22 protein-coding genes are annotated in these 22,651 nt (G+C 41.5%); 5 read left to right on the top strand and 17 right to left on the bottom strand.

Translation table 11 applies throughout. The features are described from left to right. Positions 1–76 precede the first annotated feature (76 nt). From ACDQ55_RS10170 to ACDQ55_RS10160, 3 genes are all read left to right on the top strand, one after another. Positions 77–466, top strand: a complete 390-nt coding sequence (locus ACDQ55_RS10170; RefSeq protein ID WP_420981273.1) for a BlaI/MecI/CopY family transcriptional regulator — start codon at positions 77–79, stop codon at positions 464–466. A 12-nt stretch (positions 467–478) separates the two neighbouring features. After that, entirely contained in the window at positions 479–2,725 is a 2,247-nt protein-coding gene (locus tag ACDQ55_RS10165) for a M56 family metallopeptidase (protein ID WP_420981272.1), read from the top strand. 107 nt (positions 2,726–2,832) lie between these two features. Further along, entirely contained in the window at positions 2,833–3,960 is a 1,128-nt protein-coding gene (locus tag ACDQ55_RS10160; protein WP_420981271.1) for a C1 family peptidase, read from the top strand. Between the two features lie 232 nt (positions 3,961–4,192). Here ACDQ55_RS10160 and ACDQ55_RS10155 read toward each other — a convergent pair whose 3' ends face one another. The 15 genes from ACDQ55_RS10155 to ACDQ55_RS10085 form a co-directional block, all read right to left on the bottom strand. After that, complete coding sequence (locus ACDQ55_RS10155; protein WP_420981270.1) at positions 4,193–4,480, bottom strand: acylphosphatase; 288 nt, start codon at positions 4,478–4,480, stop codon at positions 4,193–4,195. Between the two features lie 574 nt (positions 4,481–5,054). Continuing rightward, positions 5,055–5,651: a 2'-5' RNA ligase family protein gene (locus ACDQ55_RS10150; protein ID WP_420981269.1), complete on the bottom strand. Its 597-nt coding sequence runs from the start codon at positions 5,649–5,651 to the stop codon at positions 5,055–5,057. A gap of 131 nt (positions 5,652–5,782) precedes the next feature. Then, the gene (tpiA, locus tag ACDQ55_RS10145) at positions 5,783–6,544 is read right to left on the bottom strand and encodes a triose-phosphate isomerase (RefSeq protein ID WP_420981268.1); all 762 of its coding nucleotides are present in this window, start codon (positions 6,542–6,544) and stop codon (positions 5,783–5,785) included. Positions 6,545–6,553: 9 nt separating this feature from the next. Then, positions 6,554–7,732: a putative sugar nucleotidyl transferase gene (locus ACDQ55_RS10140; RefSeq protein ID WP_420981267.1), complete on the bottom strand. Its 1,179-nt coding sequence runs from the start codon at positions 7,730–7,732 to the stop codon at positions 6,554–6,556. Between the two features lie 67 nt (positions 7,733–7,799). Then, complete coding sequence (locus ACDQ55_RS10135; protein ID WP_420981266.1) at positions 7,800–8,051, bottom strand: type B 50S ribosomal protein L31; 252 nt, start codon at positions 8,049–8,051, stop codon at positions 7,800–7,802. A gap of 72 nt (positions 8,052–8,123) precedes the next feature. Then, positions 8,124–8,615, bottom strand: a complete 492-nt coding sequence (locus tag ACDQ55_RS10130) for a YajQ family cyclic di-GMP-binding protein (RefSeq protein ID WP_420981265.1) — start codon at positions 8,613–8,615, stop codon at positions 8,124–8,126. Positions 8,616–8,715: 100 nt separating this feature from the next. Next, the gene (locus tag ACDQ55_RS10125; RefSeq protein ID WP_420981264.1) at positions 8,716–9,456 is read right to left on the bottom strand and encodes a head GIN domain-containing protein; all 741 of its coding nucleotides are present in this window, start codon (positions 9,454–9,456) and stop codon (positions 8,716–8,718) included. Between the two features lie 75 nt (positions 9,457–9,531). Next, positions 9,532–10,617, bottom strand: coding sequence for a hypothetical protein (locus tag ACDQ55_RS10120; protein WP_420981263.1), 1,086 nt, complete (start codon positions 10,615–10,617; stop codon positions 9,532–9,534). Continuing rightward, positions 10,601–11,155 carry a hypothetical protein gene (locus tag ACDQ55_RS10115; RefSeq protein WP_420981262.1) on the bottom strand — a complete coding sequence of 185 codons (555 nt, stop codon included), beginning with the start codon at positions 11,153–11,155 and terminating at the stop codon, positions 10,601–10,603. Before ACDQ55_RS10115 ends, ACDQ55_RS10120 begins: the two co-directional genes overlap by 17 nt. After that, a complete protein-coding gene (locus tag ACDQ55_RS10110) occupies positions 11,155–11,721 on the bottom strand; it encodes an RNA polymerase sigma factor (RefSeq protein WP_420981261.1) in 567 nt (188 codons plus the stop codon). The genes ACDQ55_RS10115 and ACDQ55_RS10110 overlap by 1 nt, the downstream gene beginning before the upstream one ends. Before the next feature lie 270 nt (positions 11,722–11,991). After that, positions 11,992–14,475, bottom strand: a complete 2,484-nt coding sequence (locus ACDQ55_RS10105; protein WP_420981260.1) for a TonB-dependent receptor domain-containing protein — start codon at positions 14,473–14,475, stop codon at positions 11,992–11,994. 357 nt (positions 14,476–14,832) lie between these two features. Then, positions 14,833–15,762 carry a DUF2167 domain-containing protein gene (locus tag ACDQ55_RS10100; protein ID WP_420981259.1) on the bottom strand — a complete coding sequence of 310 codons (930 nt, stop codon included), beginning with the start codon at positions 15,760–15,762 and terminating at the stop codon, positions 14,833–14,835. 155 nt (positions 15,763–15,917) lie between these two features. Further along, on the bottom strand, positions 15,918–16,349 hold the full coding sequence (locus tag ACDQ55_RS10095; RefSeq protein WP_420981258.1) for a hemerythrin domain-containing protein: 432 nt from the start codon (positions 16,347–16,349) through the stop codon (positions 15,918–15,920). Between the two features lie 29 nt (positions 16,350–16,378). After that, complete coding sequence (locus tag ACDQ55_RS10090) at positions 16,379–17,680, bottom strand: prolipoprotein diacylglyceryl transferase (protein WP_420981257.1); 1,302 nt, start codon at positions 17,678–17,680, stop codon at positions 16,379–16,381. A gap of 129 nt (positions 17,681–17,809) precedes the next feature. Next, the gene (locus ACDQ55_RS10085) at positions 17,810–18,223 is read right to left on the bottom strand and encodes a BrxA/BrxB family bacilliredoxin (RefSeq protein WP_420981256.1); all 414 of its coding nucleotides are present in this window, start codon (positions 18,221–18,223) and stop codon (positions 17,810–17,812) included. Between the two features lie 238 nt (positions 18,224–18,461). Between ACDQ55_RS10085 and ACDQ55_RS10080 the strand changes: the two genes are divergently transcribed. Further along, positions 18,462–18,914 (top strand): Hsp20/alpha crystallin family protein, encoded by a 453-nt coding sequence (locus ACDQ55_RS10080; protein WP_420981255.1) that lies wholly within the window; start codon positions 18,462–18,464, stop codon positions 18,912–18,914. A 152-nt stretch (positions 18,915–19,066) separates the two neighbouring features. Continuing rightward, positions 19,067–19,900 carry a hypothetical protein gene (locus ACDQ55_RS10075; protein ID WP_420981254.1) on the top strand — a complete coding sequence of 278 codons (834 nt, stop codon included), beginning with the start codon at positions 19,067–19,069 and terminating at the stop codon, positions 19,898–19,900. Positions 19,901–20,282: 382 nt separating this feature from the next. On the opposite strand, the gene ACDQ55_RS10070 is transcribed toward ACDQ55_RS10075, so the two are convergent. Next, positions 20,283–21,683 (bottom strand): arginine decarboxylase, encoded by a 1,401-nt coding sequence (locus ACDQ55_RS10070; protein WP_420981253.1) that lies wholly within the window; start codon positions 21,681–21,683, stop codon positions 20,283–20,285. A 200-nt stretch (positions 21,684–21,883) separates the two neighbouring features. Continuing rightward, positions 21,884–22,510 (bottom strand): WbqC family protein, encoded by a 627-nt coding sequence (locus ACDQ55_RS10065; RefSeq protein ID WP_420981252.1) that lies wholly within the window; start codon positions 22,508–22,510, stop codon positions 21,884–21,886. Positions 22,511–22,651 lie beyond the last annotated feature (141 nt).

Raw genomic sequence — 22,651 nt, 5'->3', positions numbered from 1 at the left:
TTTTGCATTTACGAAAACTATCGTACATTTGTTTACGAAGGTATTCGTACAATAATCACCCTTTTAAATAATTGCTTTGAAACCACTCCGTCCAACCGAAAGTGAATTAGAAATTTTAAGCGTACTATGGGAAAAAGGGCCCAGCACCGTTCGTGAGGTACATGATATCTTATCCCAAACGAAAGATGCCGGCTATACTACTACACTTAAACTAATGCAGATTATGCATGAAAAAGAGCTGTTGCAGCGCGATACCAGCAGCAAAACACATGTATATACTGCAGCTATTTCACAACAGAAGACCCAGCAGCAACTGGTTAATAAGATGATAGATACCGTATTTGGCGGTTCTGCGTCTCAACTGGTGATGCAGGCCTTGGGCCATCATCAATCATCGGCAGAAGAATTGGATCAGATCAGGCAATACTTATCAGCCATAGAAAAACAACAAAAGGAAACAAGGTAAACTCAAATACCCATGTATTTATTACTTATTACAAGCGATATAGTACGCGCATTGGGATGGACTATTCTCCATTCAATGTGGCAGGCATTTCTAATTTTCGCCTGCTTACGGATAGTATTAAAATTATGGCCAGATGCGAGCGCCCGGATCAAATATAACCTGGCCCTTCTTTCCCTCTCCGGCATTTTTACGTGGTTCCTTATTACCCTGTGCGTGCACCTGCAAAGGCTTCAGGAGATAAGCGCCGCAGCCTTACAGTTAAAAGGCGCTGCAGCTCTTACCCAGCCGGTTCCCTTTATGGCGGTATATCATAACCAGGAGCCACTAGTATGGATGTTTCCTGGCCTGGAAAACTATTTCCCTATACTGGTTACCTGTTACGTGGCCGGTATGGCGGGAATGACCCTCAAATTATTATCAGATCTTTTCCAGTTACACCAGATACGTACTACGCAAACAATGGCTATGGGCTCCGAATGGGATAAGCATCTAAATAAGCTGATTGCGCAACTGCGCATTCCCCGCAAAGTGAAGTTGCTGATCTCCCGACAGGTGCAGGTACCTGTGATGCTGGGTTTTTTAAAACCAATCATCCTCTTGCCAGTAGCTATGGTAAACAACCTTACAGAAGATCAGCTGGAAGCTGTTTTACTGCACGAACTGGCACACATCAAACGCAATGATTATCTGTTGAATATCTTCCAATCCATTGTTGAAACCATACTATTCTTCAATCCCTTTGTATGGTGGATCTCCAAAACCCTTCGCATAGAAAGGGAACATTGCTGCGACGACCTGGTAATAGCCAATACAGCACAACCGCTGCAATACGCGCATGCGCTGGTGGCGCTGGAAGAATACCGGCTCACGGCTAACAGACTTACCATGGCTGCCGCAAACAGCAAACAACATCTGTTTCACCGCATTAAACGAATCATGGAAATGAAAACAAAACATCTTAACTATAGTCAGAAATTTTTAGCTGTATTAATCATTATTACTGGTTTAGCCTCCATTGCCTGGTTTAATCCGGTTAAAGGAAATGGCAATGATGCAGCGCAAATAAAATTCCAGGAGAAAAATCCTGTTACCAATGCGGCTCCTGTAAAAAACCATTCCATCAACCAGGTATTCCGGGAGCGTTTAAACGCCATCAGCGGAGATACTATTCTCCCCGTGCCAGCCGGCACACCTGCTGAACCATCCATTCCAGCTCCTCCTCCGGCACCACCTATTCCGGTTGATCCACTACCAAGTCCTCCAACACCACCTGCCCCTCCTTCTGCGCCATTAATGGATGTAAATGTGCACACACACCAGTTGATCAATCAGCCTTACAAACAAGTAACCTTAACCACTAAAAACCGGGAGCGTCAGATAGTAGCCAATGATATTGTCAACAAAGAAGAGATCAGGAAGCAGATCCGTGAAGCCCAGAAAGGTGTACAGGAAGCAATGAAGCAATTAAAAGACCTGAACATGAAAAAAATGCAGGTCGAAATCGATGAAGCTATTCAAAACATTAACTGGGAAGACGTAAAAGCAGATGCTCAAAAAAACTATGTATCTAGCGCAGAAGCCGTAAAAAATATCAATTGGGATAAGATCATCTACCAAGCCCAGGAAAATGCAGCAAATACATTAAAAAACATCAATTTTGCCGCTATCAATAATAACCTGAACATGGCACTGCAGAAAACCTACAGCAACATGGATGAGGTAAATACACTGACAGTAGAAAACATTCAAAAAAGTAAAGAAGCGGCACGTAAAGCCCGGGAAACTATTCTCGCTGTAGCCGCTCAAACCAGGGAAGCCGCTGCTAAAGCCAGAGAACCATTTAACCGGGAAGCTTTTAACGCCGACAATGCTCAAAGGGAAGCAGATAGAGCAAATAGAGAAGCAGATAGAGAGGCCAATAGAACAAGCAGAGAAGTAGAAAGAGCGAAAAGAGAGGTCATGAGAAATGATGAAAGAGCGCGTATAAAAGCGGAAAGAGAAGAGGAAAAGGCGAAAAGAGAAGAGGAAAAAGCCCATGGCGTTGCCTCCAACTACCGTGAAATGATCAACAAAATGGCTGCCGACCACTTGTTAGATCCTGACAAAGGGTACCAGATAGAAAAAAACGATAATGGGCTATACATCAATGGTGTAAAACAAAGTAATGAGGTAACTGATAAATACGGTAAATACCTACCAGCCAAACAAATGAAGCTACAAGGCTCACCCAACCGTTTCCTTATAAATACTACGAATTAAGCATCACTGCCATCCGTTTACATCATATTTACCTACCATTACCGTTCATACGGTAATGGTATTTTTATTATAAGGTTCTCTTATCTTTAGATTAATATTATAAACATATGAAAGTATTTTGTTTTACACTTGCCATGCTTACTACCTGTTGCGTATATGCACAAGAAAAAAACATGGTGATCAACAACCTGGTACAGGGAAAGATTAACGCCGCTACACCAGTAAAAAACCAGGGCTTCACTGGCACCTGCTGGTCTTTTTCATCTACCTCCATGGTAGAATCCGAATGTTTACGTAAAGGGTTGCCAGAACTAGACTTGTCTGAGATGTTCACCGTTCGTAACACGTATATTGAGAAAGCCAAAAATTACGTGCATCGCCAGGGGTTTACCCGTTTTGATGAGGGAGGCCTCGGACACGATGTAATCCGCGCCATTGCTAATTATGGTATAGAACCAGAAAGCGTGTACAGTGGTTTAAAAGACAATACTACCGTGTATAACCATAGCGCTATGGTAAGCACCATGAAAAAATACCTGGATAGCATTATTAAAGTTTCGCCTGTACCTGATAACTGGCTGACCGAATTTACCGGCATCCTGGATGAATACATGGGCAAGCCCCCTGCTACTTTTGAATATAACGGAAAAACATATACTCCGCAATCCTTCGCAAAAGAAGTGGTGAAATTCAATGCCAGCGATTATGTGTTCCTGACATCCTTTACCCATCACCCTTTTTACGAACCCTTTATTGTAGAAGTACCCGACAACTTCTCAAACGGTGCTTACTATAATGTACCCCTGAAGGAATTGACTGGCATCGCAGCAACGGCACTACAAAAAGGCTATACCGTATTATGGGATGCCGATGTTTCCAACAAAGGCTTTGCCGCAGACAAAGGATATGCTTTGCTGACTAGCGAAAACCTTCCTTTCAACCGGGATAGCATTAATCCTGAAATGGCAGAACCCACTTATACCCAGGATTCACGGCAACAACTATACGAAGAGCTGGTTACCCAGGACGATCACCTTATGCACATTACCGGTATCGAGAAAACACCTAACGGAAAAACATTCTTTCTGGTAAAAAATTCCTGGGGTAAAAAATCCGGTCCTTTTGGTGGCTATATAAACGTATCTGAATCTTACTTCGCAGTAAATACTATTACTATTGTAGTCCCTAAAGCCGCTTTAGATAAGGCCTTGCTTAAAAAATACGCCATCAACTAATTGAGATCAAGAAAACTGCCCGCTAATCACAACGCAGTGTAAAGCAAGCCAGTACTCATAGAAGGCATCTTCCCTTTACGACAACAGCGCAAAGAAATTACTATGGTTGTATTCAGTTGCAACGCACCGTAAATTTCTTTGCGCCGGTTGTCTTACCAGTCACGGATAACTTTGTCTGCGATTGATTGGCATAGGTAACCGAACACCTGCTATTACCGGACCTGTAAGGGATTTATAAATAAAGGATAGTAAACCCTTGTATGTTTTGTACTTCTCCGGAAGTTATTTCCACTTCTTTTACTGCCGCCAGTGCAGGGCCTGATTTACACCAGGCAATAAAATCTTCTATCACTTTCTCTGGCGCTTCTGCCAGAATCCATACACTGCCATCCAGCAAATTTTTTACTTGTCCTTGCACCTGCATAGAATCAGCTACCCGCTTGGCGCTAGCCCTGAATCCTATTCCCTGCACACGGCCTTTCACAATAATTTCCTTATGTACAATAGTACTGGTTGCCATAAATTAAAGACAATTAATGCGTTTATTATTCCTTTCACGGATGGCACTAATAAAGTACCGCCTCAAAAACAATTCAATTTCCCTAAAGATACAAACAACCCCAAACTTATGGCAATCAGGTAGGATATAGTTATCCTACGCACAACTACAGCAACAGCTTGTAAAGCCACTACTATACAGCTGAGATATGAAATCAAGGGATATTCACAAACACATTATATCGTCATTCGATTTAAGCATATACAACCACATGCTGTCATGATCAGTAGCACATGCCATCAATATTTATCTGAGCCAGGAATTACCGGATGGTAGATTCGCAGCACCATATGAAGCTGGTTCAACAACGAATCTAATAACTACTGCATCTACAGCTACCATCAAAAATGACGGCGGAAAACTGCAGTAGCAACAGTTGAAAGGATGGTTAACAAGGGAAACAAACACTGATGAATAGGCGAATAGGGGGATAAACAATAAGGGGATAACAAATTATTATATCCGTTCCATCTTCATCAATCCTGCGAATCTACCATCCGGTAATTCCTGCATCAGATAGTTATGTAAGTTGAAATTATGCAGCGTAATTAAATAAGGAACCTACCAGGTGTTCAATATCTCCAAACACAAAGTCTTTTACCCGTTGATATTTACCACCAATAGCAGGACGCTTTAATAAACTAAAACAATGGCAATTAAAGCTGCGTACAAAAAACTGTTGCGCCAGCAATGGCATCAGCATATTTACTTCCGCATCCTGTACCGCCCTCGCCAGTATAATATGCGGCTTAAATGCCTGCGGCTTCAATTCGAAGGCTTTCATGATACTGGTGTGCAGATCCATTAACGGCTTAGGGTTCGCTACATTAATAAAAATACTGTTATGGCCGCCCGCATGCCTGTAAGCATCCATTTTAGCAGTGTACACCGTAAAACCAGCCTGCTTAAGCGCTACCTCTTCCAGCATAGCGATAAAATCTTCCTGATAACGCTCAGGAAAGGCCGACCGGAATAACGCCACATGCACTGGGGCAGCAGACAATGTATGATCTGCTAATTCAGCTGCTACGAACTGCCGGATACGGGTTACATCCTTCGCTACAGCAGCATCTGGATTTACCACCAGCAAATAATCAAATACCTCTTCTGAAATTTCATAATTCGTATTCATAACCTGATATTTTAAACTTTCCTGTTAGAATGACAATACGAATATACAACCTTTTTTCGGAAATACTAATTTTTTTAGCATTTTATACTAAAAAAATACGCAGTTTTACTAACTACGTATTTTTCAACGGCTTATGATAATTTCTGAATAATAGATACGAAATCTGCCGCTACCAGGGAAGCACCGCCAATCAGGCCGCCATCTACGTCTGGGCAGGCAAACAATTCTGCTGCATTACCTGGTTTAGCGCTACCGCCATATAAAATAGGGGTACGCAAAGCCGCTTCTTTACCAAATTTATTAGCAATCTGGGATCTGATAAACGCATGCATATCCTGCGCTTGTGCAGAACTGGCAGTAAGTCCGGTGCCAATAGCCCAGATAGGTTCATAGGCAATTACCACATTTTTCAGTTGCTCTTCAGTAAGATGATACAAACTTTCTTCCAATTGTTTGGCTACAAATTCGTTCTGCGTTTCTGCCTGCCTTATACTCAGCGGCTCTCCGCAACAGAAAATAGGTTTCAATCCAAATGCCAGTGCCTCGTCAATTTTCTTTGCCAGCATTTCGTTGCTTTCCTGGAAATATTCCCTTCTTTCAGAGTGACCCAGAATAACGTAATCCACACCTATTGATTGCAGCATTTCTGCAGATACCTCGCCAGTGTAAGCACCTGATTTCTCACTGTAGCAATTCTGCGCAGCTACATAAAAGCCGGGATAATTTTTCAGCAACGCCTTTGCTTTTTGCAGATAAGGAAAAGGGGTGGCCACCACCACTTCCTGTCCTTCCTCCAATTTCAATCCTGCTTGCAAAATGTCGTTGATCAACTGCTCACCCTGTGCCAGCGTAAGATTCATTTTCCAGTTTCCTGCAACAATTTTCTTTCTCATACTGTGATATTAAGTTTTAAGGTCTTGCTGATTAATTAATTCATATACCGAGGTCAACATCCTCCTATCGGCTTCCGATAACTCCACTCCTTTCAGGCCCATCCAATTGCCGGCATCCCGCAAGGCTTCCAACAAACGGTAGGCACCATCTGTACCCCAACTGAAAGAGGGTACAAATTTGGGCGGGAAATGCCCTCCCAGCACATTACAGGATACCCCAATGACAGTACCGGTATTGATCATCGTATTAATACCACAACGGCTGTAATCCCCCATCAGCACCCCACATTTAAATCCTGCCGAAACGGCCTCTCCACGGGATTCCAGCCATACTTTTACGGTAGATACATTGTTTTTGAGGTTGGAACAGGAAGTATTAGCCCCCAGGTTACACCATTCTCCGATCACAGCATCCCCCAGGTAACCATCGTGTCCTTTATTGGAATAACCGAACATCACACTGTTCTTGATCTCTCCGCCACCAGTGCAATAAGGCCCCAGTGTGGTAGCCCCATATATCCGGGTACCCATCTTTAATACCGCCCCTTCCCCCATCGCAAAAGGCCCTCTTATCAGCGAACCTTCCATCACCTGCGCGTTTCTCCCAATATAAATAGGGCCTGTGGCTGCGTTCAGCACGCTGAATTCCACTGTAGCACCCGGCTCCAGGAAAATGTCCGCAGCATTGATGAATTGATTGGTAGATGATAAAGGAGCAGATGTTCTACCCTCTGTTAACAACTTAAAATCCGCCCGCAAGGCTTTGTCGTTGAGCGCAAAGATATCCCAAGGCTTATAAATTCCTAGTACTTCCCCAGGATAATTTTTACGGTCGCCCGGCTTTAATAAAGGTACTTCCTGTGCAAATACTGCTTTGGCAAGCAACTGATGATTGTAGTATAGCTCCTGATCTGGCTCTAATGCAACAACCGCCGCTACTAACCCGGCATCTGGCAATATATTGCCATTAATTAATATGTTAACAGTATGGCTGTTTACTTCACGGAAGGGATATTTTTCCTGAAGATGCGGTACGGTGAAATGACTAACGCCTGTTCCTAACCAATGCTCCCATTTCTCCTGTATGGTAAGTATACCTACCCTACAAGCTGCAATAGGTCTTGTATGTGTAAAGGGGTACAACAATTCACGTACGGGCGTGTCAATAAGTATGTAATTACGCTCCATAAGGGGCTAAAATAAAAAATCCCATCGATAAGCCGATGGGATTTCTCCAAAATATTTTAAAAAGCAATTATGCTTTCTTAGCGTAACGTTTGTTAAATTTATCAATACGTCCTGCAGTATCCACCAATACATTCTTACCAGTATAGAATGGATGAGAAGTATTGGAAATTTCCAACTTAATCAACGGATACTCATTACCATCTTCCCACTTTGCAGTTTCTTTGGAAGGAGCAGTAGAGCGGCTTAAAAAGCTCACACCGTTTGACATATCTTTAAATATCACAAATCTGTAACTTTCTGGATGGATTCCCTGTTTCATATCAAAATTTTGTAAATACAGGGTGCAAAGTTAACTAAATTTCTTTAACACCCAAAGATAATTCTTAAAAAATCAAGATTTCATATTAATATACTGTAAAGGTATACCTAAATTGGCTTCCTTGCACTTTTGTATTACTTCCTGCAAGTCATCTATTTTTTTACCGGTTACCCTTACAATATCGTCCATAATAGCTACTTGCACCTTTAAACCAGCATCCTTGATCAATTTCACTATTTTCTTAGCATCTTCCTGCTTAATACCATTTCTAACCGGTATATCTTTTTTAAACACCTTTCCGCTCTGATAAGGCTCTTTGCTCAGGTCATAAATAGTGGCGTCCAGCCCCTGACGCATACTGCGACTTACCAATACGTCCAATACCTGGCCTAGTTTCATGTCGCTCTCTACGGCTACGTTCAGTTCCAACTCCTTTTTATTGAGTTCAATTTCTACCGGCGACCCCTTGAAATCAAACCTGTTGGTAATCTCTTTCTTTACCGTATTAACGGCGTTATCCAATGTCTGTAAATCTACTTTGCTAACAATATCAAAGGACGGCATAACAATTAAATTTATATTAGAGGGACAAATATAAAAAAGAAAAAGCAGGTAGAGAACTACCTGCGCTCGCATACTCTAAATCTAACTTGTTATTTATTGCTTATATCTTCATTAACTTTCCCATACCCGCTACCGCTTTGGTAATGGCCGGCTCACCTTTGTACTTCACCTGCCCCATCCCGGAAATGCTTACGTTCAGCTTCTTCTGCGCATAAACGTCGACCGTACCCGTACCGGAAATACCTATCTTCACCTCATCTGTGCTCAGGTCTAAAGCAGCAATGTCTGCTGCGCCGGAAATACCATAATCTGCTGCTATGGCACTCCCTTTCAATTTAATATTGCTGGCCCCGGAAACGGCTACCTTTAATTGCTGTGCCTGAATATCCAAATTGGCGTCTGCTGCCCCGCTGAAACGGAGTTGTATACGGTTGCTGGTAAGCTTACCCTTGCTGGTAAAACCACCGGCGCCACTGGCCGACAAGAGGTCTACCTCTTTCATGGTAACATACACTGTAATAGGTTTAGTGTTCTGAACCTGATACCCCTTTTTGGTATGTAACTCCAGCTCATCTCCGGAAATATCTGCTAATAGGTAAGGTAACAGGTTTTCTTCTGCTTCGATCCGGATGCTATGCGCGCTGCCTTGCTCAATGATCACTTTAAATACCCCGGAAGTAGCGATATTCTTAAAGGCACCGGTAACAGGTCTGGCTTCTTCTTTTATCATACCATTTCCTTTTATTCTCTCTTCCCATTTAAATACCTTGAAAGAACACAAGATCCCTATTGCCAATAACAGCACCGGTAATAAAAGGACAGCATTTTTGTTTGTTTTCATAGTATATCTTTTTATAAAAGCTTTATTGAAAAGGTTATAGAATAGCGTCATTAATGTTTGGTGTATATTAATCCGTCAATAAGTATCCAGTTTAACATCACTATTGGTACCACGGATTTTTATATAAGGAGCAGATTCACTCCCTCCCCCTGCCAATGCACTGTAATTAAGTATTGAATTCTTTTTGTTAGAGATGATATTCCGCAACTCCAACCCTCCTGTACCCAGGCTTCCATACACCAGATCGGCGGAAATGGATAAAGGCTGCCGGTGCGAAAAATTCATTCTAAGATCAGAGTAGGTCATTTGGAAATCGGCCTGTTTAAAACCGCTGCCTGTCTTATCGATCCTAATGTCGCCGTAAGTGATGCTGATACTCGCACTTTGCAGCAGCTCCCCCAAGCGTATATCCGAATATGCGCTTCGCCCATTTACCAGGTCGGCCTGGTCTATTCTATAATCATCATAATTGGAAACGATCTTTAAACTACCCACTTTGCCAATCACATATTCGCTATAATTGGAAGACACGTCCAGTCCGCCCAACTGTTCGCCGCGGAGGGTGGAATAATTGCCATTCACGGTTACCTGCTTGGCTTTGCCGATCTTTCCCTTATCACAATAATTGATCTTTAAGCTGAGGTCTGCCGCCTCCCGGATATCGAACGTGCAATAATTCAGCTGCAACGTGGCAGGGAAAGAGAACTTGTCTGCGATCACATCTCCAAACTGATTATCTACCAATATTTTCTGCAAGCTTTGCGGGAGATAAATATCATAATCAATGTTCACATAATCCTTTGAATCTATTTTGTCACCCCAAGAAAACCAACCGGAACCTGCTTTAGATGGGTTGTAGATACTACGCAGTACTACGGAAGTATTGCTGTTCTGTTCTGTAATAATATCCACCAGGTCGGCAACCGATTGTGCCTGTGCGTCACTTTTTCCGAAACCGGTAATCGTGATAGTAGCTTTGATCAGGTTCTTATTCCAGGCATGGAAAATGACCTTACCGTATTTATTAAACAGGCTGAACGTCGCGTTATCATTTACTGTGAATTCTTTAATAATCGTTTTCTTAACTGTTGCAGCTCCATTATGCGCCTGTGCCAATAACGGCAGGAATAGCAACAACAAACATTTAAATCTCCGCTTCATATTGTTTTTTTGTGTGACCGGGTGTAACATGTTTATCTTGCAATTCTTCCAAAATTTTATCCAGCAAGTCCAGTTTTAATTGGTAATAACGAATCATGGCAGCCCGTATCCTTTCGTTGCCCGGGTTACTTTTCAATTCTTTTTCCAGGGATTTGTAGGTATCGTTGCGAAGTGCCAATTCCTTTCTCGCTGCGCTGTCGAGTCCTAATTCACTGGTAGAATAAGCATTAATCAACTGCAGTTTTTCGTTTATACGGGAAGTATAGTATACGCCAGCCTCTTGTATATCTGGTGCTATTACGCTCAGCCCCTGCTGGTGATGCCGGCGCTGCGACAAATAATATAAACCACCTGCATTGATTAGTAATGCTGCTATTATCGCTACTTTAAACCAATTTTTCTGTACCAGTTGTACAACCCTTCCTTTCCGGTTACTTGTCAGCTCTCTCTCCATCGCCTCCCACACCTTTGTTGAAGGCCCAGGAATCTCAAATTCATCCCGGTGCTGATGGATAAACCTTTCAAAATTGTCTGGCATCAACGAATTACATTTTGTTGTTTTACAATCTGTCTTACTTTTTCTTTTGCCCGCATATACTGCGTTTTCACGGTAGATTCGGTAATGCCCAGCATTTCGGCTATTTCCCGGTGAGAATACTCTTCAAAAAGATAGAGATTCAATACCGTACGATAACCATTTGGCAAAACTGCAATGGCAGATTTCACAGCACTAACCGTCCAGCTAAACTGGGCTTCATCAATGCTGTCTTCTACAGCCACTTCTACTTCCTCTACATCTTCAAAATACACTTTCTTTTTTCGCAGCGTATCAAGGCAATGATTCACTACAATCCGCTTAATCCAGGCACTCAGACTGCTATCACGCTCTAATTTGTGAATATTCCGGTGTACCTGGATAAAGGCTTCCTGTAAAGTGTCTTCTGCATCACTCACATTATTAGTCATCCGCAAACAAATATTATACATGGCAGCAGCATAGGCATCATACAATTCACGGAATGCACGAACATCCCCCTTCTTGCAGCGGTCTACTACATATTCTGCTATTTGCGTCTGATTCAAGTTAGTTGCTGATGCTTTCATTATAAAGACAGTAATTGTAAAAAAGGTTGCACGTTCGTTGTCAGTATTTTCCAGCTTAATGTCACTATAGCCAATGAGCGAAAATTCGATTCTATATTATCTAATTAATTATTAATATTTTATATAGATATATTACATCAATATAATAGGGAGTTTTTTTCAAAATTATGATCAACAGGGGGCCCTACGACTTAAAATTTGACCAAAAGACGGTTTTATGTGATAAAACCATTGCTTTTTTATTCAGCCGTTACTATTGGGTTAGCTCTCCTAATTGCCACTCTTCACACGATTCTGTTCGTCTTCTAATCCACTGGTACGTTTACGAGCGGCTTTTATATCGGCGTTACCGAAGCGGTAGTTAAACGTAAGGCGTATCTGCTGCGCATCCCATTTACTGGATACGGAGCTATATCTGTCGCCGTTTTCGAAAGTACCACGGAAGTAATTGGTTTTAAATACATCGCTGATATTAAGTTTCACGGCACCTTTCCCTTTCAGTACCTTCTGCTGTACGCCCAGATCCAGGCTGCACATAGATTTCATTTTCCATAACCCTTCTTCTGTTACCTGCGGAGAGCTATAGAAGAAAGTAGCTTCTGCACTCAAGTCTTTGGTGAGTGTAAAAGTTTGTTGTGTACGGCCAAAGAAAGCAGCAGAAGAAAGGTCCATCGGATTATTGTTTACAACAGTGCTGTACTTTCCGTATGCAACCGTTAGCGTGCTAAAGCTCATCCACCATTTGGTGATAGGCACAGGAGCAGAAATGCTCAGGTTGAAATTATCTGCACTGGCCACATTCAGGTATTTATGGCGAACAATGGAAGTATCCCCGGTAGAAGGGTCCACATCTGCCTCCAATATTTTGGTCATCATATCTTTGGTATGGGCATATCCGAAAGAGGTAACCAGAAATTCTTTAAAGGTATTTGTGATCTCAAAATTGTTGGAATACTGCGGACGGAGGTAAGGATTACCGGCTGCCTTTGTATACCTGTCCAGGTAAAACTCGAAAGGATTCAGGTCCTCATAGCTCGGACGCTGGATGCGATGGCTGTAAGTGAATCCCAGGGTATTGTTTTTATTCAGCTTGTAAGTAAGTGCAGCGCTAGGGAACAGGTTAAAATAAGTAGAATCATTATTGCTCTTTTGCTGTTGCTGATCTTTGGTAAAAGTAGAATTACCGGAGATATGGGTTTGTTCTCCGCGTAAACCTACCTGTACAAACAGTTGTTTGTATTGTTTATTAAAATTGATATAGGCTGCATTGATGTTTTCTTTATAAATGAAGTGGTTGGAACGATTTTCATCGGCCAGCCAGCTACCACCGCGGAGCGAGTCGAAACGGGCGTTGTTATCTGTAGTCACAAAGCTTACTTTAGCGCCAATTTCCATTTTGCCAAGATTGCTCAAAGGCTGTACATAATCGATCTTCGCCGTTTTGATCTCAATATTGGAAGGCTGGTTACTGCGGGAAGTATCACTGCTTAGGAAAGCTTTTCCAATGCCATCTATAGATAGTGCGGTGATGTTGGCGTATTGCCTGTTGGTATTACGCGCATAATCCAGATCTACATTCAATTCCTTGCCGGTAGAATCCAGTATACCACGATAGTTAAGGTTATAAGCTCCTCTTTTCCACTTGTTATACATCAGGGAATTGGTATTCAATATGGAGTCCAGCTGGCCAACACGGCCAACATGGGTAGTAGCGTAACTGAATCTATCCTGGTTCCTCATAGCTATATCCGCCATTACGCCAATGGTATTGTTTTTATTGATGAAATAATCTACGCCTATTTTACCCCCCTGATATCTGGATTTATTACGCTGGCTATTTGTTTGGTCGTATATATTGGTAAAGCCGTTTTCAGGAACAGTACGGTAAAGACCCAGGTACTGCTGCTGATCGCGGTTACTGTAGTTATAAGAACCATACATGTTGAAGTTGGCATTCCGGTGATTCAAATTCACCCCGGTATTCCAACGGGGACGTATACCATAGGCGCCACCCAGGGTAAAGTTGCCATTAGTACCGAAATTGATGTTCTTTTTCAGTTTAAGGTTAATGATTCCCGCGTTGCCGGCTGCATCATATTTGGCGGAAGGGTTCGCGATCAGTTCAATCTGCTCGAGGTTAGAAGCCGGCATACTTTTCAGCAGCTCTACAACGTCCTGGGAACTCATATTGGTTGGTTTGCCATCTATCATAATAACTACCCCACCTTTTCCTTTCATGGAAATGTTACCATCTTTGTCTACGGTAATAGTGGGGGATTTTTCGAGTACTTCCATTGCAGAGCCGCCGGAAGTTGTAATGCTGCTCTCTACGTTTACTACCATTTTTTCGGCTTTCTGTTCTATAAACGGTTTGCGGGCAGTTACATCTACTCCTTTCAGGGCTTTAGAAACGGCTGCGAGCATAATTACCGGAAGCGTTACATTAGCTTCTTTCACTTCAAATGCAGGGCCGTAGCTTTTGTTCATCCCCATGGCTACCGCCGCTATCAGGTATTTACCTTGCTTTACCTGCTCAAATTCATATTTACCATTGATATCGGCGATAGTTCCCTTTACCAGGGAAGAATCTTTTGCTTTTAATAAGGTTACGGTGGCTAACTCTACGGGTTTATTTCCTGCCTGGTTCACCTGACCTTTTACAACAGGCGCTTGCTGGGCTATTGCGGTGAAGGAGGTAACTAATAGTATATTTACTATGAGGGCTAACATTTTCATATTTAATTTTATACACATACAGAGGGCGATTTAGAGAGATATTTGATTTTAGGTGATTACTTATCTAGAACCTTAGTTTATATACTACAGTAGATAAACTACTACGATGCAAAAGTAGGTATCATGTATTGCATAGTACACTAGATTACACCAACGGTAAAAATAAAGTATGAGCGGTAAAAATTTACCACAAGGGTGAATAAGAAATCACTATAAGCCTTGTGAACGACTTAAAGACGACTGACTACGATAAAAGTTTCAAAGCGAAAGCAGCTATTTTATAAAGGCAGATGGGGTATAAATGGATAGGTTTGATAAGCACCATTTTAATAAGAAGAGACTTCTTTAGGAATAAACGGAGGGATTATGCGTATCTTAATTCAGGCGTTCATCTATTTTCCGGTAAGTAGGTTTACGGCGGAGTTGATGATACACCTGCATCATTACTACAAAAAGAGTAATGCATAATAGTAAGAGGGTCATCAATAAAAGGCTACGGAAGGCCAATAATAAGCGTGCAGGGGAAAACCAACTGGCCACACTTCTGGAATCTTCTGCCGCCCAGTTGGCCAAGGGATCTGTATTAGGGTTAAAATCTGCGTAAGTGTTCCCATTGGTGAAATGTGTAGCAGCAATAATCATTTGCAACTGCTTTCTGATTTGCTGCATTTCTGTTACTTTACCAATCGCCGTAAAACAAATGGCTCCCCGCCTGCCCAACAACCGTATTTCATAATTAAGTACCGGCGGGAGGTTATTTTCAAATCTCAGTACCCTTCCCCAATGCAGTAGATGATTTCTTTTATCAAAAAAGGGAGGAAAAGCCCAGTACATTCCGGTAATAATACCGGCCCCCTTCTGGCGGCGCAATACATTTTGATACCGCAAAGCATCTTCCATGTCAAGCAATAACTTGTTGTAATTTATTTTAGTGGCTACCTGTTCTTCCAGATGCCCGGAAGGCTCAAAGGTGATCACAATCCCTCTGAAGTTTTTATCCATAGGCCCCATCCGTTCGGGGAGCAGCATCCCCCTGGTATTCGAATCTTCAGGATTACTCCATAAATGTTCCACCAAAACACGGGTTTGACTGGCGTCCAGCAAACGGTAACCTGCCGGCACATTTAATATAATGCCATTACCCAGATCCTGAATACCAGCTTTATAAGAAAATGTAGCAGCAATAATGTCTGATGAATCTAGCTTGTCGTATCTACAAAGACTATCTTCCCTGGGCGCACTCAGGGTTTTGAAGCTAGTTATCAGACAAAACAATATCACGACGCAGCAGTAAAACGTACGCATAGGTCCAGGTATTTAACCAGCTCAACAAACAAGGATAAAGGGGAAATTACTCAGTAAAATATCGGTTATTTAAAATTACAACTAAATAGTGCTGTAATAACGCTATTAAAGAATTAGCATTAAAATATAATGATGCAATAACACATAAGCATTTATCAGGGGTGCTCTAACTCCAGCTCTTCGAGAATATGGGGTAACTCCTGTTGCAGCAATGCAAAAAACTCCCGCTCTTCTTTCCGGATATGCGTTTCCAGGGCTGTTGCCAGCAAGTCCATTGCAGCATCTGGATCTGTGCTTTCAGCAAGCCCGCTGTACATGCGGGATATTACCAGGTGCTCTTCCTGCAGTTCTTTTACCATAACGTCTATAGCATCTTTCTTGCCCACGCATTTCTCGAACAGGTATTCTTCTTTTTGAATATGGGGCACCATTAACTCCTGGAAAACCTTAACAATATATTCAAGCCGGGCTTGTGTTTCCAGGGGAAACCCCTCATAAGCGGCGGCATCTTTTTTCAGGTAGCGGCATACGAATAATAGACGCTTATGCTCGTGCGACAGGGGCACCAGTGACATGTGACGTTGCATAAAATATGATCAGGAAGCTTGAAATAGAATCAGGAAAGCTTATTTGTAGCAGTATTATTTTTCCGGTAAACAGTTATTAATACAACACCGCCAATAACCAGGAGTGTAGAAATGATTTCAGCCTGCGTAGGATGGAATCCGAAGATATCGTATCTCGTATCTACTCTTATTTTCTCGATAAAAAACCGTTCAATGCCATTCAGAATAAGGTAAATACCAAATATTACCCCTGGTATCTTTACTTTTTTACGGATAGCCCACAACACTAAGAATAGCGCTAAACATACAATAATTTCATATAGTGGGGTAGGAAATACTGCAACCGGCAATACTTTACAGTATTGTCCTTCGCATCCTGCGAGCTGTACACCCTCCTTAATTACATTGTGGGGATAACCATAAGCAAAAAACCAGTCTGGCAAAAAACCCAATGCTGCAGGTTTCTCAAAAGAGGCATGCGGTATTTGATCAAAGCTGCTATATTGTTGTTGAAAGAAAACGCTGTTTTTCTGTATTGCTTCGTCAAAGGTAAGCGGCGCCATTTTTACGGTATTGCCGGTATTGGTGTCAATACTGTAAGCACTGTTATAAATGCCCCAATCGCCATCGCCGGCAAAATGACAACCCATCCTACCAATACCATAGGCCAGCATGAGGGCAGGTGCAGCGCTATCTATCAACCCACGTACGTTGATCTGCTTTTTACGTGCATATATAATGATAATAGTAGCGGCTACAATTAATCCACCGTAAAAGGTAAGTCCGCTAAAAGACAATAAAGCGCCCACCGGATCTTGTACGAAATCGTTCCAATTTTCGAGATTATGAAAAATCTTGGCGCCTAGCAAGCCGCCAATAGCAGCCATTACCACAATATCTGGCACCCGCTGGTGCGGCATTACCAGCACTGTTCTTTCTTCCGGTTTGCCGGAAGCCTGTTTCTTGCTGGAATAATATTTATAACCTCCCATAACAGCAGCCAGCAATATACCGCCCACTATACTTCCCTGGTTGGAAAACATAAATGACTGCAGATCGGCAGAGGCAATATCCCATTGAAAGAAAATACCCAGGATTTTATATCCTATCAGAAACCCTACTACCGTGTTACCAATAATTTCACCCTGTGAAATTGGTTTTCCGATGATGATTTTTTCCGGAACACCCTGCATCAGCCCCATAGCTTCACGACGTTTTAATTCCCGTGTGATCACATAGGCAGCAGCTAAAAAAGCAATGGCCACAAAAAAGCCAAATGTCTGAAAAATCTTAAAAACCGGAATCTCCAGGCCAAACAGGTCTCTGAATGCGTAATATAAATTTGGATACATAGCCGACAAAAAATTGGTGATCTGAACTTTCCTATGAACAAAGCCGAATTTAATCAACAGGAAAATCAAACCACCAAAGTACGATGCAATTTCGAATTTCTATATATCGAAATTAGAAATATGAATTATTTAGCAATACTGTTCAAATGCATCATTCAGGTTAGCTGCAATCATTTGTGCAGAACGACCTTCAATCATATGACGCTCGATGAAGTGTACCAGTTCACCATTTTTAAACAGTGCAATCGCTGGAGAAGAAGGAGGATAAGGCAACAGATGAGTACGGATCTGTCTTATAGCTTCTTCATCAAAACCTGCAAAACTGGTCGTCAGTCTATCTGGCTTCTTTTCACTCATCGCTACCGCCATCAATACGCCTGGACGAGCGGTGCCGGCAGAACAACCACATACAGAGTTAATTACAACAAGGGTAGTACCTTCCTGTTTTAAAGCTTCATCTACGCTGGAGGCTGTCAGCAATTCTTCAAAACCATTATCTGTTAGTTCAGCCTTTCTAGGCAATACAAATTCTGCTGGATACATATCGTTAAAGTTTTTTCTGTTAGAATTTTTACAAAGTTAAGCATATACCACCATAAAGAAAAAAACTCCCCGTCTAGGTAGACTTTTTGACATTTAAAATACAAAACACATGACATTATGTCCTTATCTGTAACCTTTTTACTAACAAATAGGCAGTTTTCCTCAGGTGGTATCTGGTTTGATCTGTACCCAACATCAAAATAAAAAATTAATTCACACTAAAAAATTTATAGCGACTATGACACACATTAAATTTAACCACGCCCCTCTTCCCAAAACTTTTGGTGGAATTGTAGAAGATATTCTGAATGGAGGATTCAATAAATACGTAAAAGACGATTTCTTAACCAACGATTATTTTACCACCTATCCTCCGGTAAACATCGTAGAAACACCGGCAGCCTATTTACTGGATGTAGTAGCACCTGGCTTTACTAAAGAAGACTTTAAGATCAGTACCAACGAAAAAGCCATCACTATCAGCGCCGAAAAGAAAGCTGAAACCAAGAATGAAGGCGACAAACAAGTACGCCGTGAATTCAATTTCAAATCTTTTAAACGCTCATTTACGATCGGCGACCTGGTTGATGCCGGTAAAATCAATGCAAAATATGAAAATGGCATCCTGAAAGTGATCCTGGGTAAAAAGGAAAACAAACAGGACGCTGTAACAGAAATAGTAGTGGAATAAGGGAAGTAAGCTTCTTGTACAACAGGAAGTAATACAAGCATTTAAAAAAGGGCGTCTATAAAAACGCCCTTTTTTATTCTTATGTAATTCACACAAACGTTGAATCTTCTATTCTATATTATGGAATAATTTGCCCCTCTAAGTAAGCACTCATGGTAAAGCTATTCCAGCAAGGCTGGTTCTTTATAAAAAACATTTACCTGAACACCGAAAGAGTAGTCCTCGGGAAGGTAATATTCCGCACAGCCAACACGCATGAACAAGCCAGAATCAAACTCATTTTCGATTATGCCTTTTTCTACATTGTACTGCTGATGATGTTGCTGTTCATTAATCTGCTCAGCCAAAACATCGTGAATATGGTGGTCATCCCCCTGATAATCTGCTTGCTCACCGGCTGTTTATGGCTATTAAGAAAAGGCTGGCAGGCCAAAACCATGGGGATACTTACTTCCTTCATTACTTTATTCCTACCCATGATTTCTTCGTTGCTCAACGACCAGGACCTAAGTCCTAAGTATACCCTTATTTGGGTGATGAGCATCCTCTTTTGCTATATCACGGTAAACCTGCGCACGGCGCTCACCTGGAGCTTACTGTTATGCAGCTACCTGGCAGCAGTGGCCTGGATAAAGCTCAATAACATACCGGTATATGTGAGCCCTGGCTATTCTACAGCTTTCCAATACCTGGTTAATCCCGTTATCATGGGCCTGTACCTGCTTTTTCTGATCCGGGCCCTGGGCCAATATTACCGCAATATTATTGCCATGGAACAGTTGAAAACTGCTGAAAAACAAAAACAGCACCTATCGTTAATCAACCAACACCTCACCAAGCAATTTTTATTAGTTAAAGGATTTTCCCGCTCAGGCAAATCCGCTTTTATGAACGGAGAATTGGAAATATTAGAAGCCTGTTTCACTGAAATCGAAAAACAATGCAGTAGCGCTATCGATTACCTGAACGATTCCCAAAAAATATAGTCCTACACTTCTGTGTTATATGGACTTCTCACACATTAATAAAATATGCATTATATGAATAAGTAAATATTACCCTTTTATATTATTTCCTGACAAACTGGTAATAAATTCGGCCTCATTTAGCCATCCTTATTAAAATTCGGCGGGAAAAAATTACAACTTTCGGGGATTACCACTGTCTAAAGAGCGCATTATATTTGAACCATCAATTATTCATCTCCTATTTTCCTTATGCCGGTGAATATCATCTAACCTATGCCACAATAGGCTTTCAGTAAATGAAAGCCTTTTTTTTGTAACTGATATACTGAGAGAAAAAATGAAAAAAAATAAGCCCCCCGAATAATCGGGGGGCTTTCAGTAGGATTACTAACCCATTTTTTTAATAACCCAATATCTTTAACATACTCTGAGAAGTTTGCTCTTTTGCATACAACCAATCTTTCAACTGGCCGTTTTTATCATATCCCACAATCACATGCTTGGGAGAAGGAATCAGGCAATGCTTGATGCCTCCATATCCACTTAATTGATCCTGATAAGCACCGGTATGGAAAAATCCGATGTACAACGGCTCACTGGATGCCTGCTGCTTAGGCAGGAACACAGCATTAATATGTTCTTCAGAGGTATAAAAATCATAACCATCGCAAGTAAGACCCCCCAAATGCACCTCCTGGTATTCCTGGTCCCATTTATTAATAGGCAACATCAGGAATTTTTCGCCAATACCCCAGGTATCCGGTAAAGTGGTAATGAAAGAACTATCAATCATATACCAAGACTCCCTGTCGTTCTGCATTTTTTCGCCTACAACGCTATAGATCACCGCTCCGCTCTCTCCTACGGTAAAGGAGCCAAACTCTGTGTAGATATTAGGTACTGGTACCTTGTTCTTCTTACACATGCTCTTGATATTGGCTACAATCTCATTTACGATATAGTTATAATCGTACTCAAATCCTAAAGAGTGCTTGATCGGAAAACCACCGCCAATATTGATGCTATCCAGTTCAGGGCAGATCTTTTTAAGCTGGCAATAAAGGTTCATCACACGGTTAAACTGGCTCCAGTAGTAGATATCGTCTTTAATACCTTTATTCATGAAGAAGTGCAGCATTTTCAACTCAAACTTCTCATTACCCTTGATCTTATCTACATAATATTCCAGAATATCACGGGGAGGTACACCAAGCCGGGAAGTATAGAAATCAAAGCTAGGCTCTTCTTCTGCTGCCACCCGTATACCCAGTTTCACCTTATCCTTAATGCGCACATTCCGCTTATAATCTTCCAGCTCTTCTTTATTATCTAACACCGGGATCACATTCTTAAAACCGCTGTTGATCAATCTCGCAATTGCCCGGGTATATGCTTTGGTTTTAAAACCATTACAGATAACAAAGATATCTTTATTAATCTTCTTACGCTCATATAACTTATTGACAATGTCAATGTCATAAGCAAAGGAAGTTTCTATATGTATACCATGCTTTAAGGTTTCCTCCATAATAAAGGAGAAATGCGAACTTTTGGTGCAATAACAATAGAAATATTCCCCGTCGTACTTGTTCTTCTTAATTGCATCATGGAACATTTTCTTAGCCTTATTGATCTGCATACCGATCTTCGGCAAGAAAGTCAATTTAAAAGGCGTTCCATACTTATCAATTAATGCCTTAATATCCAAACCATTAAATTCCAGGTAGTTATCTTTTACTTCAAAGCCCTCCTGGGGAAATTCAAAGGTTTGCTTAACCAGGTCTGTGTAGGTGTTGTTCATTTAGTACTACAAATGAATTTTAGGAATTAGAAAAATTAACCTTTTTTCCCTCACTGGGAAACTCCTGGTTTACACACCTACGTCAGTTCGAACCCCAGCAAAATAGGATGCAAATCTAAATATTTTGTTGATTGTCACCCTAATTTTTTTCGGGAGGTATAGAATAAAGGAATACTAACGCCCTTCAGCGCCTTCAACCATTAACCCTGTTTTAGTACGGTCATCGCCTGTTTTCCTTCACAGAAAAGCAGGTCCAGGATGCTTAATCCGGTAATAAAACCGGTGCGCTCCTGGAATACTTGCGTATAAGCCGGCTCTCCTATAGTTACCGGACCCGGCAGTATACTTTCACGTGCATCCGTTACATTTGCCGCCTCTTTTTGATAGCTCTCCGTAAAGGTAACTGGCACATGAAAACCTAACTGGTTATTTACCCATTCCAAACAAGCCAGGTTCCAATCCATCAAAAACTGAAACTCCTTTTCATATAATTGCTGCAACTCTGGCTCATAATACTCAAACCAGGGAGAGCGCCTATAAGCAGACACAAGCGTTTTCCAATGCAAACCCTGCCATTGCTCTTCATTACTGATCCGCACGTCTTTCATGACGGTACGCTGATTCTTTCCGCGCGCCAACGGCACACTCAAGATCATACGTCCATTAGGCCCGGCCACATAGCAACGGTTACGGTAACTGAGCTTTTGGTAGTGCTCATATCGCTCTAATTGTAAAGTATCGTGATTTAATAAAACTTTATATACATCAATCGGTGGAAAATATTGGGATTCAATTAATAATACTTTCCCTCCTGCATTCTCTGTCATAATGTTCGATTTTTATAACCAGCTGACATCGATAATATACCAACGGATTACTACTTAAAAAAGGTATGAGACAGTTAAAAAGGAAGCATTTATTTTCCTCTAAAATTGCCAAAACGCAAAAGTACTAAAGAAATAAGTTGG

It is taken from the genome of Chitinophaga sp. 30R24 (genome assembly GCF_049056765.1).
Taxonomy (GTDB): domain Bacteria; phylum Bacteroidota; class Bacteroidia; order Chitinophagales; family Chitinophagaceae; genus Chitinophaga.
The sequence above is the reverse complement of the archived record's forward strand: the minus strand, read 5'-3'. Positions and strand labels throughout refer to the sequence as shown.

What these genes read in the sequence shown, in the direction of transcription:
- ACDQ55_RS10085 (WP_420981256.1), bottom strand. Translation starts at nt 18,223, where the DNA reads ATGTATCCAGCAGAATTTGTATTGCCTAGAAAGGCTGAACTAACAGAT.
- ACDQ55_RS10160 (WP_420981271.1), top strand. Translation starts at nt 2,833, where the DNA reads ATGAAAGTATTTTGTTTTACACTTGCCATGCTTACTACCTGTTGCGTA.
- ACDQ55_RS10120 (WP_420981263.1), bottom strand. Translation starts at nt 10,617, where the DNA reads ATGAAGCGGAGATTTAAATGTTTGTTGTTGCTATTCCTGCCGTTATTG.
- ACDQ55_RS10150 (WP_420981269.1), bottom strand. Translation starts at nt 5,651, where the DNA reads ATGAATACGAATTATGAAATTTCAGAAGAGGTATTTGATTATTTGCTG.
- ACDQ55_RS10155 (WP_420981270.1), bottom strand. Translation starts at nt 4,480, where the DNA reads ATGGCAACCAGTACTATTGTACATAAGGAAATTATTGTGAAAGGCCGT.
- ACDQ55_RS10075 (WP_420981254.1), top strand. Translation starts at nt 19,067, where the DNA reads ATGGTAAAGCTATTCCAGCAAGGCTGGTTCTTTATAAAAAACATTTAC.
- ACDQ55_RS10110 (WP_420981261.1), bottom strand. Translation starts at nt 11,721, where the DNA reads ATGAAAGCATCAGCAACTAACTTGAATCAGACGCAAATAGCAGAATAT.
- ACDQ55_RS10115 (WP_420981262.1), bottom strand. Translation starts at nt 11,155, where the DNA reads ATGCCAGACAATTTTGAAAGGTTTATCCATCAGCACCGGGATGAATTT.
- ACDQ55_RS10105 (WP_420981260.1), bottom strand. Translation starts at nt 14,475, where the DNA reads ATGTGTATAAAATTAAATATGAAAATGTTAGCCCTCATAGTAAATATA.
- ACDQ55_RS10135 (WP_420981266.1), bottom strand. Translation starts at nt 8,051, where the DNA reads ATGAAACAGGGAATCCATCCAGAAAGTTACAGATTTGTGATATTTAAA.
- ACDQ55_RS10090 (WP_420981257.1), bottom strand. Translation starts at nt 17,680, where the DNA reads ATGTATCCAAATTTATATTACGCATTCAGAGACCTGTTTGGCCTGGAG.
- ACDQ55_RS10080 (WP_420981255.1), top strand. Translation starts at nt 18,462, where the DNA reads ATGACACACATTAAATTTAACCACGCCCCTCTTCCCAAAACTTTTGGT.
- ACDQ55_RS10065 (WP_420981252.1), bottom strand. Translation starts at nt 22,510, where the DNA reads ATGACAGAGAATGCAGGAGGGAAAGTATTATTAATTGAATCCCAATAT.
- tpiA (WP_420981268.1), bottom strand. Translation starts at nt 6,544, where the DNA reads ATGAGAAAGAAAATTGTTGCAGGAAACTGGAAAATGAATCTTACGCTG.
- ACDQ55_RS10140 (WP_420981267.1), bottom strand. Translation starts at nt 7,732, where the DNA reads ATGGAGCGTAATTACATACTTATTGACACGCCCGTACGTGAATTGTTG.
- ACDQ55_RS10095 (WP_420981258.1), bottom strand. Translation starts at nt 16,349, where the DNA reads ATGCAACGTCACATGTCACTGGTGCCCCTGTCGCACGAGCATAAGCGT.
- ACDQ55_RS10125 (WP_420981264.1), bottom strand. Translation starts at nt 9,456, where the DNA reads ATGAAAACAAACAAAAATGCTGTCCTTTTATTACCGGTGCTGTTATTG.
- ACDQ55_RS10070 (WP_420981253.1), bottom strand. Translation starts at nt 21,683, where the DNA reads ATGAACAACACCTACACAGACCTGGTTAAGCAAACCTTTGAATTTCCC.
- ACDQ55_RS10100 (WP_420981259.1), bottom strand. Translation starts at nt 15,762, where the DNA reads ATGCGTACGTTTTACTGCTGCGTCGTGATATTGTTTTGTCTGATAACT.
- ACDQ55_RS10130 (WP_420981265.1), bottom strand. Translation starts at nt 8,615, where the DNA reads ATGCCGTCCTTTGATATTGTTAGCAAAGTAGATTTACAGACATTGGAT.
- ACDQ55_RS10165 (WP_420981272.1), top strand. Translation starts at nt 479, where the DNA reads ATGTATTTATTACTTATTACAAGCGATATAGTACGCGCATTGGGATGG.